The sequence below is a fragment of the Arthrobacter antioxidans genome (assembly GCF_023100725.1).
GTDB classification, from domain to species: Bacteria; Actinomycetota; Actinomycetes; order Actinomycetales; family Micrococcaceae; genus Arthrobacter_D; species Arthrobacter_D antioxidans.
This window is the reverse complement of record NZ_CP095501.1, coordinates 1,192,295-1,206,887: the sequence shown is the minus strand read 5'-3', so window position 1 is coordinate 1,206,887 and position 14,593 is coordinate 1,192,295. Positions and strand designations below refer to the sequence as shown.

Here is a 14,593-nt window from a genome sequence, read left to right as displayed (position 1 = left end):
AGTCCGGACCGACCGGGCGCTCGCACCCTGAGGAATCCCATGACCACATCCCTACCGCCGCGCTCCCGCCTCGGGCGCTCGGCGCTGGCCCTCGCGGGCACCGTTGCCCTCGTGGCCGGAGGCAGCTTCGCGGCCAATGCAGCCCCGACCTTCGACAACAGCAACAACAACTCCTCCAAGAAACTCCGGACCGCCGTCACGGTGGAGAAGGTGGTGGGTCACCTCACCGCCCTGGACGCCATCGCCGAAGCCAACGGTGATACCCGGGCCTCCGGCACCGAGGGCTACTCCGACTCGGTCGACTACATCGTGGGCAAGCTGACCGCGGCGGGCTACAAGCCCACCGTCCAGCCCTTCACCTTCCCGTACTTCGCGGAACTCAGCCCCGCCGTGCTGGCACAGACCACGCCCGACGGCGTCACCTACGGCCCCGACGACGTGGCCACCATGACCTTCTCCGGCGCCGGTGCGGCGGCGGGGGTCGTCGAGGCCGTCGACACGACCGGCACGGCGAGCGCGACCGGCACCAGCGGCTGCGAGGCCTCCGATTTCGTCGGGTTCCCGGACAGGGCCATCGCCCTCGTCCAGCGAGGGAGCTGCACCTTCGCGGTCAAGGCCGCCAACGCCGAGGCGGCGGGCGCCAGCGCCGTCGTCATCTTCAACACCGGGGTGGGGGCGAACACCGGTCCCGTGGCCGGGACGCTCGGAGCGCCGGACCTCGTCAGAATCCCCGTCGTCGGGGCGAGCTTCGCGGCCGGCACCGACCTGATCGGCGACGGCGTGACCGGCCGCGTGGTGGTGGACACCGTCTCGGAGAACCGCGAGACGTACAACGTGATCGCCGAGACGGCCACCGGCAACCCGGACAACGTCGTGATGGTGGGGGCGCACCTGGACAGCGTCCTCGCCGGCCCGGGCATCAACGACAACGGGACGGGCAGCGCGGGCATCCTCGCCGTGGCCGAGGGCATGAGCAAGGTCAAGCCCGAGAACAAGGTCCGCTTCGCCTGGTGGGGCGCGGAGGAGGAAGGCCTGCTCGGCGCCGAGCACTACGTGACCGATCTCGTCGCGAAGGACCAGCTGGACTCCGTGGGCCTGTACCTCAATTTCGACATGATCGGCTCGCCGAACTTCGGGCGCTTCGTGTACGACGGCGACAACTCGGCCTTCCCCGTCGGCCCGGGCGCCGCAGCGGGACCCGCAGGCTCCGGGCAGATCGAGCAGGACTTCCACGACTACTTCGCCTCGGTGGGCCTGGCCTCCGGTGAGACCGCGTTCAGCGGGCGCAGCGACTACGGGCCCTTCATCGCCGAGGGCATCCCGGCCGGCGGGCTGTTCACCGGTGCCGAGGGCATCAAGACCGCCGAGCAGGCAGAGCTCTTCGGCGGCGAAGCGGGCGCTCCCTACGACGCCTGCTACCACGCGGCATGCGACGACACCAACAACCTCAGCATCGAGGCCCTCGACCAGCTGAGCGATGCCGTCGCCCACCTCACGATCAGCTACGCCATGAGCACGGTCGAGGTGAACGGCGCCGGCGCCCCGGTGAAGGGCAAGGGCACGAAGGACCGCTTCGAGGGCAACCCCCTCGGCGGCGGCACCGAGAGTGGCGGCGGGCTCCACCCGGAGCACGACCACGACCACGAGGTCGCGGACCGCTAGCCGGAACCGCTCACGGCAGGGGCCGGTCCTCCGGGGCCGGCCCCTGCTGCGTGCCGGAGCCCTCCCCCGTGGACGCGGGATCCGGTGAACTCTGGACCCGGCGGACGCTGGGCCCGGTGACGCTAGGCCCGGACGCGCCGCGGCCAGGGCAGCGTCGTGAGGATGATCGCCGCGAGGGTCAGGAGCGTGCCGGCCACCGTGGCGAACACCACGATGGTGCCGGGCGCGGGAACCACGAGATCCAGGAGGAGCGACCCCACGAGCTGGCCACCGATCATGCACAGCCCCGTGAGCAGGACCCCGAGGCTGCGCACCAGCAGCGCGCCCAGCGCGATGAAGATGCATCCCATAGGCCCGCCGAGGTAGTACCACCACTCGGTGGGCAGCGGATTGCCGGGCCCCGCGAGGGCGATCTTGATCAGCCAGGCCGACAGCAGGACCACGGTGCCCGCGATGAAGTTCATGAGGGTGGCGGCGAGCGGGGTGCCGTAGTGGAGTGCCGCCGTCCCGTTCATGGCCTGCTGGAAGCTCATGAGCACACCCGCCGCGACGGGCAGCAGGACCGGGACCAGCCAGGCCGAGACCTCGCCGGCGGCCCCGAACCGCGGGGACACCGCCCAGATGACGGACAGGACCGTCAGCACGACGCCGATCACCCGCATGGGCGTGGCGGCGCGCCTGCCCCCGGGGCCGATCCCGGCCTTGTCGACGAGGAGCCCGCTGAGCGACTGGCCCATGACCGTCGCCACCGTGAAGAGGGCGACGCCGAGGATCCCGATGGTCAGCGACTGGGAGAACACGAAGAACGCCCCGATGGCCCCGGCCGCGATGTAGAAGGGCGGGAACCGCCGCTCCCGCACGGACGGGATGATCTGCAGCGCTCCCGCCCGCGCGCTCGGCAGCGCGAGCGTGAGGGCGGTCATGATGACGAGTCCCGTCCCGAAGCTGATCAGCGCCGCGGCGATCCCGTCGTCGAGCACCGTGCCGAGGGCGCCGTTGATCCTGCCCTGGACGGGAATCGCGAGGCCGGCAGCGAGGGCGAGCGGGAAGCCGAGGGCAGGGGGCAGCGCGGGGGCATCAGACACCCGTACAGCCTAGTGCGGCGCATCCGGCATGATGGGATGCATGAACGACGACGCAGGCATCGCTGAACTGCCCATCCGCGACGACATGATCCGGCTCGGGCAGGCGCTGAAGCTCGCCTCGCTCGCGGAGGACGGCGTCGAGGCCAAGACGCTGATCGACAACGGACTCGTGCAGGTGAACGGCGAGATCGAGGAGCGCCGCGGCCGGCAGCTGCACGCCGGGGATACCGTCAGCGTCAACGGCGAGACGATCCGGATCAGCCGCGCCGGGGCGTGAGCCGACCGCCCGGCGGGGTCAGCGGCGTCCGAGCACCGTCATGGTGAGGAACTCCCGGACGTGCGCCAGTTCCTGCTGGTTGATGCTGTGGAACATGTTCGGGTAGAGGATCTTCGTCAGCTTCGTGTGTTTCACCAGCCAGGCATGCGTGACCTCGATCAGCTCCGGCGTGATGACCTGGTCCTCCTGGTCGCGTCCCCAGAAGAACTGCACGGGCGAGGCTGCGGCGTCGTCGTCACGGAAGAACGCATGGCCCTCCGACGGCACGGTGAACCCCGAGAGCCCGACGACGCACGCGAAGTCCGTGGGCCGGTGCCGCAGGAGCGACGTGGCGACCGCCATGCCCTGGGAGAAGCCGAGGAGGCTGACGCTGGAGTGGTTCCCACGGACGGAGTCGAGCCAGCCGGACACCGCCGTGACACTCTCGACGACGCGCTCCACGGAGTAGTCGAGCTCGCGGGAGAGCGGGAACCAGGAGTAGCCCGGCCCCGCCGGCAGGGGCGCGCGGACGGACACCACGGTGAAATCGGCGGGCAGGTGGTCGGCGAGGCCCATGAGGTCCTGCTCGTCGGCCATGTAGCCGTGGAACAGGACGAGCAGGGGCGTGCCCCCGCGCTCGGATTCCGGCTTCGACCACAGGACCACCGGGGTCAGGGCGTCGGTGGAGGGCACAGCAGTGCCGGTGGCAGGTTCAGTCATGCTTCCCATCCTTCCACCTCTTCCCGCAGGGCCGCTCGCTGGCGCACGAACGGCGCCCGTTGCAGAATGGCCCGGTGACCCCTTCCAACGCCGAGACCCCGCTGACCCCCGACGCCGCACCCGTTCCGGACGGCCCGATGATCGACCCCGACCTCCACTCCGACCCGCACCCGTGGCACCGGTACGTGGCGCTGGGAGATTCCTTCACCGAGGGCATCGGCGACCCCAACCCGGAGAGTATCGGCGGCAACCGCGGCTGGGCGGACAGGACGGCTGAGGAGCTGGCGCGCGGCCAGGCGGACTTCGCCTACGCGAACCTCGCGGTGCGGGGGCGCCTGCTGCAGCAGATCATCGACCAGCAGGTGGAGGCAGGCCTGGCTCTCCGCCCGGACCTCGTCACCATCTCGGCCGGCGGCAACGACCTCCTGCGCCGCGCCGGCGATCCCGACCTGCTCGCCGAGAAGCTCGACCCGGTGGTCGGGACGCTGGGCGCTTCGGGCGCGACGGTCGTCCTGGTCACGGGCCCCGACGTCCGCGAGACGGTCCTCGGGAGCGTGCGGTCGAAGACCGCCATCTACAACGAGAACCTCCGGACGATCGCCGCCCGGCACGAAGCGGTCATCGCCGACCTGTGGGCGCTCCGCCAGCTCACCAACCCGCAGATGTGGTCCGCGGACCGGCTGCACTTCTCCCCCCTCGGGCACCACACCATCGCCGCCATGGTGCTCGACACCCTCGCCGTGCGGCACACCCTGCTGCCGCTGCAGCCCAAGGACCTGCCGGCGCGGAGCTGGCGGGCGGCGCGGAGCGAGGACCTGGTCTGGGCGCGCGAACACCTCATGCCCTGGGTCCTGCGGCGGCTCCGGCACCAGTCCTCCGGCGACGGCGTGATCGCGAAGCGTCCCGAGCCCGGGCCCATCTTCGGACCGGGCATGCCGCCGGGTGCCGCGGACTAGCTCCGGCCGGCACCCGCCGGCGTTCAGCCGTCGAGCGAGACCTCGCCCTTGGCCACGGCGTCGGCGCAGGCGCTGAGGTCCGGCCCGGGCTTGAAGTCGACGAATTGCGGCTGCAGTTTCTGGAAGAGGAACTCGTAGACCTCGTCGCGGGACTTCCCGTCCATGGTCTCCGCTGCCTCCTTCACCGCGCCCTGCAGCGCGCGGTCGGCGTCGAGCAGGATCTTGTCGCGGGCTTCCTGGTTCCAGCCGATGGTGCTCAGTTCCATGAACAGCTCCTCTTCATCGCAGATCGATCGGCCGGCGCCTTCGCCCCGCCCGCGCCCGCCACCACTTCCTAAGCAGGCTTACTTCCACCCTAGGTGCTTGCCGCCGGAATCCGCTACCGGCCGTAGAACGCCGATCGGAGCTGGTCGTCGAGCTGGTGGATCTGGGTGAGGAAGGCGTCGTGGCCCATCGGCGAGGAGATCATGTGGACGGGGACGTCGCCGGGCAGGCCGGCCGCGAGCCGATGCGACTGCCAGGGGAAGTACAGCCGGTCGGTGTCCACTGCGGCGATGAAGAACTCCGACGTCGCCGCCCCCAGCACGTCCCCGAGGCTCCCGCGGTCGCGCGCCGCGTCGTGGCTCATGAGCGCCTCGGTGAGGATCACGTAGCTGTTGGCGTCGAAGCGGTCCACGAGCTTGTCCGCCTGGTGGTCGAGGTAGCTCTCCACCCGGTAGCGGCCCCGGTCGGCGGGCAGGACGGCCCCGAGGGGCTGCTCGGCGTCCTGCTCCGCACGACCGAAGCGTGCTTCCAGTTCCTGCTCCGCGCGATAGGTGATGTGCGCGATCCGCCGGGCGATGCCGAGGCCCGCCTCCGGATGCGGGCCGTCGTAGTAGTCGCCGCCGCGGTAGGCGGGGTCGAGCCGGATGGCCTGCAACTGCGCCTGGGCGAACGCTATCTGTTCGGCCGAGCTGGCGGCAGTGCAGGCGATGACGGCGCACCGCTCCACGCGCCGAGGGAACATCAGTGCCCATTCGAGGGCCCGGGCGCCGCCCATCGACCCGCCGAGCACGGAGTGCCAGCGGCCGATCCCGAGCTGGTCGGCGAGCAGGCTCTCCGCGCGGACGGCGTCGCGGATGGTGACGAACGGGAACCGTGCACCCCACGGCTCGCCGTCGGGTGCGAGGCTGGACGGCCCCGTCGAGCCGTAGCAGCCTCCCAGCATGTTGACGGACACCACGAAGTAGCGGTCGGTGTCCACCGTGCGGCCGGGGCCCACGAGGGAGTCCCACCAGCCCTCCTCCTCCGAGGCGCCGCGCGCCACGTGCGAACTGCCGGTCAGGGCGTGCTGCACGAGGACGGCGTTGGAGCCGTCCCGGTTCAGCCTGCCCCAGGTCTCGAACGCGAGCTGGACGTCGGGCAGCTCACCCCCGGTCTCGAGGACCAGCGGACCGATCGACGCGAAACGGAGCAGCCCGTCCCCGTGGGGCGGTGCGTCGTGGGTCCAGTCGGGCAGCGGAGCAGGAGGGTAGGTGGTCACGAACGGTCAGGCTCCCTTGGCGGCGCGGAAGCCCGCATCCAGATCGGCGAGGATGTCGGTGAGGTTCTCGAGGCCGACGGACAGCCGCACCAGGCCGGGTCGCACGCCCGCGGTGAGCTGGGCCTCCGCCCCGAGCTGGCTGTGCGTCGTCGACGCGGGGTGGATGACCAGCGAGCGCACGTCGCCCACGTTCGCGACGTGCGAGTGCAGTTCGAGGCCGTCGACGAAGCGCTTCCCCGCCTCCAGCCCTCCGGCGATGTCGAAGCTCACGATCGCCCCCGTGCCGTTGGGCCCGTACTTCCTCCCGCGCTCGTACCAGGGACTCGAGGCCAGGCCCGCGTAGGTGACACGCTCGACGCCGTCGTGCCCCTCCAGCCACTCGGCGACGGCCTGTGCGTTCTGCACGTGGCGTTCGACGCGCAGGCTGAGGGTCTCGAGTCCCTGCGCGATGAGGAAGGCGTTGAACGGGGAGACGGCCGACCCGAGGTCGCGGAGCAGCTGGACGCGGGCCTTGAGGATGTAGGCGAGGTTCGCGCCGAGCGCGCTGCCCACCCCGAGATCCCGGGCGTAGACGAGCCCCTGGTAGCTCTCGTCCGGCGTGTTGAACCCGGGGAACCGTTCGGGGTCCTGCGCGAAGTCGAAGTTTCCCGAGTCCACGATGACCCCGGCGATGGCGTTGCCGTGGCCGCCGAGGTACTTGGTGGCCGAGTGCACCACGATGTCCGCACCCCATTCGATGGGCCGGATCAGGTACGGCGTGGACAGCGTGTTGTCGACGATCAGGGGGATGCCGTGCTCGTGCGCGACGGCGCTGATGCCCTCGATGTCGAGGACGTCCTGCCGCGGGTTGGAGACCACCTCGCCGAAGAAGAGCTTGGTGTTCGGGCGGACCGCCGCGCGCCACTGCCCGAGGTCGTCGGGGTCCTCGACGAACGTGGTCTCGATCCCGAACTTCTTCAGGGTGTGCTTGAACAGGTTGTAGGTGCCGCCGTAGAGGCTGGGGCTGGCCACGATGTGGTCCCCCGCCTCCGCGATGTTCAGGACCGCGAAGGTCTCCGCGGCCTGGCCGGAGGCCAGCAGCAGGGCGCCGACGCCGCCTTCTAGGCTCGCGATGCGGGTCTCCACGACCTCCTGGGTCGGGTTGCCGATCCGCGTGTAGATGGGCTCGAGTTCGGTCAGGGCGAACCGGTTCGCGGCGCTCTCCGCGCTCGGGAAGACGAACGAGGTGGTCTGGTAGATGGGGAGCGCACGCGCCCCCGTGACGGCATCCGGCACCTGGCCGGCATGGATCTGGCGTGTTTCAAAGGACCAATCGTTGGACATGGTGTTCCCTCTGATCAGGGGCTCCGCCTGTCCGATGCTCCGGCCGGCGGACGCCGCTCCGGGAGACCGGACCCCGCAGGAGCCCGCGCTTGAACGGCGCCGATGGGACGCCGGACCTGGTCTTCACCCGGGGCACCCCACCGCGGTTGGAGGGTTGCCGGCCAGCAAGCCGGGGCTGTGTGCTGGCACTCATGACCTGCATTCATGTAAGCCGATCCGGGCGGATCCGGCAACCGTGTGACCCTCCGTGAAGCGGCCCGCGGGAGCACTCCCGATCCGGTCCCAGCCCTCTCCCCCGACACGCCCCAGGGAGTAAGGCAACCCTTAGTCGAGACCCAGATCACTTAGTGCCAAGATAGCCGCATGCGCCTGGACCATGTATCTTATGCCTGCGAACCCGATGGACTTGCCGCGACGGCCGATCGAATCTCGGCCAAGCTCGGCGTGGAGCCGGTGAAGGGTGGTGTGCACCCCCGCTTCGGCACGCGCAACATGATTTTCCCCCTGGTCAACGGCCAGTACCTGGAGGTCGTCGAGGTACTGAACCACCCGGCGTCGGACAAGGCCCCGTTCGGCCAGGCCGTCCGCGCCCGCTCCGAAGCCGGCGGCGGCTGGATGGGCTGGTGCGTCGCCGTCGACGATCTGGCACCGTTCGAGGAGCGCCTCGGACGCAGCGCCGTACCCGGCAACCGGAAGTTCCCGGACGGCCAGGAGCTCACGTGGCAGCAGATCGGCATCAAGGGGCTCATCGCGGACCCCCAGGTCCCCTATCTGCTCCGCTGGGACGACGGCACGGAGGACCTCCATCCCTCGAAGGCGCGGCCCGCCTCGGTGAAGCTGGAGTGCCTCACCATCGCCGGCTCGTCGGAGCGTGTGACCGACTGGCTCGGGACGGACGTCGAGAAGACGCTCGACGACGTGCAGGTCCAGTGGATCGCCCCCAACGGGACGCCCGGCGTCATGTCGGTGACGTTCGAGACCGACAGCGGTCGCGTCGAGATCTAGCCTCCGATCACGCGCCGATCCCCAGGGCGGGCCCGAGCAGCGCGTAGCCGACGAACCCCGTGATGTCGATGAGCGCGTGGGCGATCACGAGCGGCATGACCCGCCGCGTCCGGGTGTAGAACCAGGCGAACAGCAGGCCCATCAGCACGTTCCCGATGAACGGCCCGAACCCCTGGTAGAGGTGGTAGCTGCCCCGGATGAGGGCACTCGTGATGATGATCGCGGGGGTGGACCAGCCGAGGTCTCGCAGGCGGATGAACAGGTAGCCGACCACGATGACCTCCTCGAGCACCGCGTGCCGGAGTGCGGACAGCACGAGCACCGGGATGGTCCACCAGTAGTCGTCGAGCGCGGCCGGCACGAGCGCCGTCGTGATGCCGAGCGCGCGGCCTCCCGCGTACACCCCGAGCGTGCCGACGGCGATGATCGCGGCGAGGCCCACGCCGAAACCGACGGTGCGCAGCGGCTGCTCGAAGGTGAGGCCCAGGCGCCGGACGGCCGAGACGCCGGGGCCGCTGAGCAGGAACAGGACGAGCGCCACGGGCATCAGCGCGAAGAGGATGTCCAGGAGCTGGTAGGCGAGGTCGAAGTACTCGCGCTCGTTGAGCACCGGGTTCAGGGTGGTGGTCTGGCCGGCGAGGGGCCCGCGCGTGAGCTTGTCCGCCAGGCTGACGACGGCGTACACGCCGGACTGCCCGAGCGAGAGCCCGAAGACGATCAGCAGTTCGGCGGTGATGTGTCGCCGCGAGGCCGGAGGGCCGGCGGGACCGTCCGCTGCGGAGGGCGCGGTGGAGGACGAGGACTCGGCAGTCATGACGCTATCCTGCCAGCGGGAAGGACAGCCTGTCCCCGGATCCCGTCGCAGATCACGTCACCCGATTGGGTCTTTTCGATCGCCTCCATCAGGCCTACCGTGGACGCAGGAGGCTGCCCGGCCGGGCAGCTGAACCAGGGAGGACCTTTGTCATGAGCACACAAGTTGCAGAATGCAGTGTCGCCAGTTGTTCCTTCAACGACCATTCCCATTGCAACGCAGCCGCCATCACAGTAGGCGGAGAAGAGGACCACGCAGCGTGCGCCACCTTCATCGACATCGGTGTCCACGGCGGCCTGCCCAAGGTCCTGGCCGGCGTCGGAGCGTGCCAGCGCACCGAATGCACCCACAACGATCATCTGATGTGCAACGCGCCCGAAGTCCGCGTTGGCCCAGGACCCGACAACGCTGACTGCCTCACCTACACCCACCGGTAGCGCGAATCACGATCCAGCGACACTCGGCGGAGTCGACCCCAGACGGTTCACCTCCCAGGGGCAGCTCGCGGCCGGCTCAGTCAGTCCCATCACTGCGGCGGCGTGCCTGACCCCCTCGCGCCTGTCCCGCAGGAATTGTCCGCTGGCCGCACCCGCTTTGCCTGCCGTGCCCATCCCGACACGAGCCCGCACCGGGACGCTACCCGGCTCGAAGGACTGTCACCGTTTTGAGAACCATCCTCATTTCGTTACCGTTGGTGAGAACGGTAATCAATAATGGGAGGGTGGGTGCGGGGTGGGTCTTACCCTCCGTGGTCTGTCGGTGCGCATCGGGGACCGCCGGATCATCAGGGATGTGACCCTGGCGGTTGCTCCTGGTGAAACAGTGGCCTTGATCGGGGCTTCCGGGTCGGGCAAGTCGATGACGGCCGCGGCCATCACGGGATCCCTCCCGGGAAGCGCGCACGTTACTGGTCGTCTGGTGATCCATGGTCGGGAGGTTCGTCGTGCCACGAGGCTCCGCCCGGAGGTGGCCGCGGTGCGTCAGGACTCCCTGACTGCTCTTCATCCGCTGGTGCGGATCGATCGGCAACTCGTTCCCGTTCTCCTTCGATCAGGTGCCGCCACAACCCGGGAAGCGGCGACCGGTCGGGTTGCGTCGATGCTCGAGGAGGTCGGTTTCGCTGACCCGCTGCGGGTCCTGCGAAGCTTCCCGATGGAGCTCTCCGGCGGACAGAGGCAACGCGTCTGCATCGTTCAGGCGCTGGCCTGTCGTGCCTCGTTCCTGGTTGCGGATGAACCGACGACGGCCCTCGACGTCGTGTCACAGCAGCTCGTGCTCTCGGCGTTGCGGACAGCAGCTCAAGCCGGCACCGGCATCCTGCTCATCACCCATGACGTCGCGGCGGCCGCTTCCCTGTGTTCCCGGGCAGTGGTCATCGATGACGGGATGGTCGTCGGTGAGGGTTCGTTCGTCGACCTCGCCGGCAGTACTGCGCATCCGCGCGCACGTGCGCTGATGCAGTCCGCACGGCCTGCGCCTGGCGGGGAAGGTATCACGGCCGCATGACTTCCACTCCTACCGCGACGCTCACGGCACGGGATCTACGGCTCTCACTGTCGCGGCCCGGGCGGGCCTTCCGCAGGAGTGCGGCGACGGAGGTCCTTCATGGGGTGTCGCTGCAGGTTTCCGGCGGCAGCAGCGTCGGACTTGTCGGCGGCTCCGGCTCTGGAAAGTCGACGCTTCTGCGCACATTGTTGGCCCTCGAGACACCGGACTCCGGGTCGGTGACCCTGCAGGACCAGGCGATCCGACCCGGGTCGCTGACGTCGCTCCGCTGGTACCGGCAACAGGTGCAGTACGTACCCCAGGATCCCGCGAGCAGTCTCGATCCCAGGATGACCGTCGACCAGCTCCTGCGTGAACCCCTGGTCTGCCTCGGCGTCGACGGCCACCACTCCACCCGGATCCGCGACGCACTGTCCCGGGTGGAGCTTCCCGCGGCGGCTTCCGGGAAGCGGCCCTCCGAACTGTCCGGCGGGCAGAACCAGCGTGTGGCGATCGCCCGCGCCCTCGTGGTCTCCCCGATGATCATCCTCGCGGACGAGCCGGTGAGCGGGCTGGACCTGCCGTTACGCAATCAGGTGCTCGATGTCCTGCAGATGCTGATCAGCGATCAGGGGATGGGGTTGCTGTTCGTCTCCCATGACCTCGACGCGATCGCCGCCGTGTGCGCCAGGACCGCGGTCCTGGCCGACGGCCGGATCGTGGAAGAAGGACCCACCGAGCAGATCCTCGATGATCCGCAGCACGAGGCGACCCGCGAACTCAATGCCGCACGACTGTTACCGGGGGCTGTCGATCGATGACCGGTAGCACTCCTCCGAGGAACTCCGCCTCGGTGTCCTTGCTCCTGCCCACCCAGCTGGTGTTCAACATCGGCTTCTACGCGGTCGTCCCCTTCCTTGCCCTCGTCATGAGCGAGGACCTCGGTCTTGGTGCCGCGGCGGTCGGTCTCGTCCTGGGCGCGCGGACCTTCAGCCAGCAGGGCATGTTCCTGCTCGGCGGGGTCATCGCCGACCGTTGGGGGTCACGCCGCAGCATCCTCACCGGCTGCGTTATCCGCGCCGCCGGATACTTCGGGCTCGCGGCCTCCGACAGCTTCTGGCCCTTCCTGCTCAGCGCCGTGCTCACGGGTGTTGGCGGTGCTTTCTTCTCACCGGCCATCGAAGGGCTCGTCGGCACACTCGATCGTGCCCGCACCTCAGCAACCACGACAGACAGCGGAGGACAAGGCACCCCGCCGCACAATGTGTTCGCCTGGCTCGTGCTGATCGGGGAGATCGGCGCTGTTGCCGGGCCCCTCATCGGCCTCGGTCTTCTGCCCTTCGGGTTCCCGGTGGTCGCCGCATCGGCCGGGGGCCTCTTCCTTGCCGTCGGTGCCACGCTCTGGGTCCTCCTGCCACACCACGCCGGTTCGACCGGGAACGGTGGCGAACCTGAGCCTGAGCCTGACACCTCAGGGATGCGCGGTGCGTTCGCCTGTCTGGAGGATCGCCGGTTCGTTCTCTTTGCCGCACTGTTCGGCGTGAACCTGCTGGCCTACAACCAGCTGTACTTCGCCCTCCCGCTCGAACTCGGCCAGGGTGACTCTGGCGTCGGGTCGCTGGCCATCCTGTTCGCCATTGCCTCGGTCCTGACCATCGCGCTGCAGCTGCCGATGTCCGCCCTGGCCACCCGCCTCGGCCCAACTGCTGCTCTGCGCACCGGCTTCATCTGCATCGCGGCAGGATTCGCGTCGATCATCCTCCTCGGACGTACCGGACTGCATCTTCTGCCAGGGCTCCCCGTGCTGACCGGACCGGTCGCCCTCGTCACCCTTCTCGGTCTGGGGCATATGCTCGTCGGACCCGCCGGCATGCGACAGGTCCACCGCTTCGCAGGCCACCAGCCACTGGGCGCCTACTACGGCCTCCTCGCCAGCTGCGGTGGCATCGCCGTGCTGACGGGCAACGGCCTGACCGGTGTCCTCCGCGACACCCTCGGCAGCACCTGCAGTTGGGTGCTCCTCATCCTCCTGGCCCTCGTCAGCGCGACACTGCTTCCCCGCTTCCTCCCCGCCACCTCCGTGCATCCCGCACCTCCCGGACGTCCTGCACGTCCCGTTCTTCCGCCCGTTCTTCCATCCGTTCCCGATCAGAAGGTCCAGTCATGACCCACCGCCCCTCCCTCGCCCTTGTCGCTGTCTCGACCATCAGTTGCCTCGCCCTGTCGGGCTGCTTCTCGACCGGGCCTTCCGAGTCGACCGCTGCTACGGAAGAGACGGATGACGGCCGTATCTCGATCGTTCATATGCAGCCACCCCGATCGGGCCTCACCCCGCTCAGCGATGACGCCTTCAAGCTCTCACGCTGGTCCGCGGCCGAGACGCTCGTCATCCTCGATGACCTGGGAGAGGCCCAGCCATCCCTGGCGTCGGAGTGGGAACAGACCGCTCCAACGGAATGGACGTTCACCGTCCGCGACGGGGTGAGCTTCCACGACGGCACCCCGCTGACCGCCGAGGACGTCGCCCGGTCCCTGACCGCGGCCGCGGGCGCGTCACCCACCCCGCGGATCCTGGACGGCGTCGACCTGACCGCTGCGGCCACCGAGGAGATGACGGTGACCGTCACGACGGCGGTCGAGGACCCGCTCGTGCCGCAGCGCATGTCCAGCCCCCAGCTCTCCATCCTGGCCGCCGGCGCCTACGACGGCGACACGGTCGATGCGCGTGGCACCGGCACCGGTCCGTTCGTCCTGACCGCACTGGACGGCACCTCCAGTGCGACCCTGGACCGGAACGAGGACTACTGGGGTGAACTCGCTGCCTCGTCCGGCATCGACGTCCAGTTCGTGCCGGACGGCACCGCCCGCGCCGCCGCCCTGCGCGCAGGCACCGCTGACGTCGTCGAGTCCATCCCGGTCAGTCAGGTCGCGCAGATCGACGAGGACCTCGTGTTCGAGGTACCGATGCCGCGCACGAACACCCTGTACCTGAACACGGAATCGGGCCCGTTCGCGGACCCCGCCGTGCGTGCCGCGGCTCGGGAGGCCATCGATCGGGCGACGATCGTCGCGAACGTGTACGAGGGCCGTGCGGACATCGCCGAAAGACTCCTCGGGCCCGCCCTGCCGTGGGCCGCAGAGGAACGCGACGCTGGCTACCAGGGAATCCTCGAGCATCGGCCCGAGCCGGCAGCTGTCGACGGGGTGCGGATCAGCTTGGGCACGTTCACGGATCGTGCGGAACTTCCCGAGGTCGCCGTGCATCTCGAGCAGCAGCTCGAAGCGGCCGGTTTCGTCGTCGAGCAGGACGTGAGGGAGTACCAGTTCATCGAGGCCGATGCACTGGACGGGGCGTTCGACGCGTTCATCCTGTCCCGGGCCACGGTGCTCGACTCCGGGGATCCTGTGGCCTATATGTACAGCGACTTCGCCTGCGAAGGGTCCTTCAATATCTCGCAGTTCTGCGACCCGGCCGTCGACGAAGCCCTGCAGAAAGCCGCCGCCATCCCGGCGGGCGCCGAACGGCGGAAGGCGATCATCGCCGCCGAGGCGGAGATCCTCGCCCGGGACGCGGCGATCCCGATGCTGCACGAGCGCGTCATCCAGGGTGAAGCCGCAGGTGTGGACGGCGCAGCCCGGGACCCCCGGGAGCGGTCCCTGGTGACCGGCGACACCCGCGTCGAGCAGTGACGCGGTTCCCTACCAGGGCATTCCCTGCCAGCGCGGTCCTGGTCGGACTGTCCCGGGCGGGGGCCCTGCTGGCCG

At 69.5% G+C, this 14,593-nt stretch carries 15 protein-coding genes and 1 riboswitch; of the genes, 9 read left to right on the top strand and 6 right to left on the bottom strand.

The window, feature by feature from the left end:
• Nucleotides 1–39 precede the first annotated feature (39 nt).
• Nucleotides 40–1,662, top strand: a complete 1,623-nt coding sequence (locus tag MWM45_RS05515; protein WP_247828588.1) for a M28 family peptidase — start codon at nucleotides 40–42, stop codon at nucleotides 1,660–1,662.
• A 122-nt stretch (nucleotides 1,663–1,784) separates the two neighbouring features.
• On the opposite strand, the gene MWM45_RS05510 is transcribed toward MWM45_RS05515, so the two are convergent.
• Nucleotides 1,785–2,747 (bottom strand): DMT family transporter, encoded by a 963-nt coding sequence (locus MWM45_RS05510; protein WP_247828587.1) that lies wholly within the window; start codon nucleotides 2,745–2,747, stop codon nucleotides 1,785–1,787.
• A 40-nt stretch (nucleotides 2,748–2,787) separates the two neighbouring features.
• Here MWM45_RS05510 and MWM45_RS05505 point away from each other — a divergent pair, with 40 nt between their 5' ends.
• Nucleotides 2,788–3,024, top strand: a complete 237-nt coding sequence (locus MWM45_RS05505; RefSeq protein WP_247828586.1) for an RNA-binding S4 domain-containing protein — start codon at nucleotides 2,788–2,790, stop codon at nucleotides 3,022–3,024.
• An 18-nt stretch (nucleotides 3,025–3,042) separates the two neighbouring features.
• On the opposite strand, the gene MWM45_RS05500 is transcribed toward MWM45_RS05505, so the two are convergent.
• Nucleotides 3,043–3,723, bottom strand: coding sequence for an alpha/beta hydrolase (locus MWM45_RS05500; RefSeq protein WP_247828585.1), 681 nt, complete (start codon nucleotides 3,721–3,723; stop codon nucleotides 3,043–3,045).
• Nucleotides 3,724–3,860: 137 nt separating this feature from the next.
• Between MWM45_RS05500 and MWM45_RS05495 the strand changes: the two genes are divergently transcribed.
• On the top strand, nucleotides 3,861–4,679 hold the full coding sequence (locus MWM45_RS05495) for an SGNH/GDSL hydrolase family protein (RefSeq protein ID WP_247829145.1): 819 nt from the start codon (nucleotides 3,861–3,863) through the stop codon (nucleotides 4,677–4,679).
• Nucleotides 4,680–4,702: 23 nt separating this feature from the next.
• Here MWM45_RS05495 and MWM45_RS05490 read toward each other — a convergent pair whose 3' ends face one another.
• The 3 genes from MWM45_RS05490 to MWM45_RS05480 all read right to left on the bottom strand — a co-directional run bounded on the left by MWM45_RS05490 (nucleotide 4,703) and on the right by MWM45_RS05480 (nucleotide 7,524).
• Complete coding sequence (locus MWM45_RS05490; protein ID WP_247828584.1) at nucleotides 4,703–4,945, bottom strand: hypothetical protein; 243 nt, start codon at nucleotides 4,943–4,945, stop codon at nucleotides 4,703–4,705.
• A 113-nt stretch (nucleotides 4,946–5,058) separates the two neighbouring features.
• A complete protein-coding gene (metX, locus tag MWM45_RS05485; RefSeq protein ID WP_247828583.1) occupies nucleotides 5,059–6,201 on the bottom strand; it encodes a homoserine O-acetyltransferase MetX in 1,143 nt (380 codons plus the stop codon).
• Between the two features lie 6 nt (nucleotides 6,202–6,207).
• Nucleotides 6,208–7,524: a bifunctional o-acetylhomoserine/o-acetylserine sulfhydrylase gene (locus MWM45_RS05480; RefSeq protein ID WP_247828582.1), complete on the bottom strand. Its 1,317-nt coding sequence runs from the start codon at nucleotides 7,522–7,524 to the stop codon at nucleotides 6,208–6,210.
• 80 nt (nucleotides 7,525–7,604) lie between these two features.
• A riboswitch (SAM riboswitch) is annotated at nucleotides 7,605–7,721 on the bottom strand.
• Nucleotides 7,722–7,887: 166 nt separating this feature from the next.
• Between MWM45_RS05480 and MWM45_RS05475 the strand changes: the two genes are divergently transcribed.
• Nucleotides 7,888–8,529, top strand: coding sequence for a VOC family protein (locus MWM45_RS05475; RefSeq protein ID WP_247828581.1), 642 nt, complete (start codon nucleotides 7,888–7,890; stop codon nucleotides 8,527–8,529).
• A 7-nt stretch (nucleotides 8,530–8,536) separates the two neighbouring features.
• Here MWM45_RS05475 and MWM45_RS05470 read toward each other — a convergent pair whose 3' ends face one another.
• Entirely contained in the window at nucleotides 8,537–9,343 is an 807-nt protein-coding gene (locus tag MWM45_RS05470; protein ID WP_247828580.1) for a CPBP family intramembrane glutamic endopeptidase, read from the bottom strand.
• 152 nt (nucleotides 9,344–9,495) lie between these two features.
• On the opposite strand from MWM45_RS05470, the gene MWM45_RS05465 reads away from it, so the two are divergent.
• The 5 genes from MWM45_RS05465 (at nucleotide 9,496) to MWM45_RS05445 (ending at nucleotide 14,518) form a co-directional block, all read left to right on the top strand.
• Nucleotides 9,496–9,780: a DUF1540 domain-containing protein gene (locus MWM45_RS05465; protein WP_247828579.1), complete on the top strand. Its 285-nt coding sequence runs from the start codon at nucleotides 9,496–9,498 to the stop codon at nucleotides 9,778–9,780.
• 322 nt (nucleotides 9,781–10,102) lie between these two features.
• On the top strand, nucleotides 10,103–10,849 hold the full coding sequence (locus MWM45_RS05460; protein WP_247828578.1) for an ATP-binding cassette domain-containing protein: 747 nt from the start codon (nucleotides 10,103–10,105) through the stop codon (nucleotides 10,847–10,849).
• Nucleotides 10,846–11,649 (top strand): ABC transporter ATP-binding protein, encoded by an 804-nt coding sequence (locus MWM45_RS05455; RefSeq protein ID WP_247828577.1) that lies wholly within the window; start codon nucleotides 10,846–10,848, stop codon nucleotides 11,647–11,649. Before MWM45_RS05460 ends, MWM45_RS05455 begins: the two co-directional genes overlap by 4 nt.
• 32 nt (nucleotides 11,650–11,681) lie before the next feature.
• Entirely contained in the window at nucleotides 11,682–12,995 is a 1,314-nt protein-coding gene (locus MWM45_RS05450; protein ID WP_247828576.1) for an MFS transporter, read from the top strand.
• A complete protein-coding gene (locus tag MWM45_RS05445) occupies nucleotides 12,992–14,518 on the top strand; it encodes an ABC transporter substrate-binding protein (protein WP_247828575.1) in 1,527 nt (508 codons plus the stop codon). Before MWM45_RS05450 ends, MWM45_RS05445 begins: the two co-directional genes overlap by 4 nt.
• The last annotated feature ends 75 nt before the right edge of the window (nucleotides 14,519–14,593 follow it).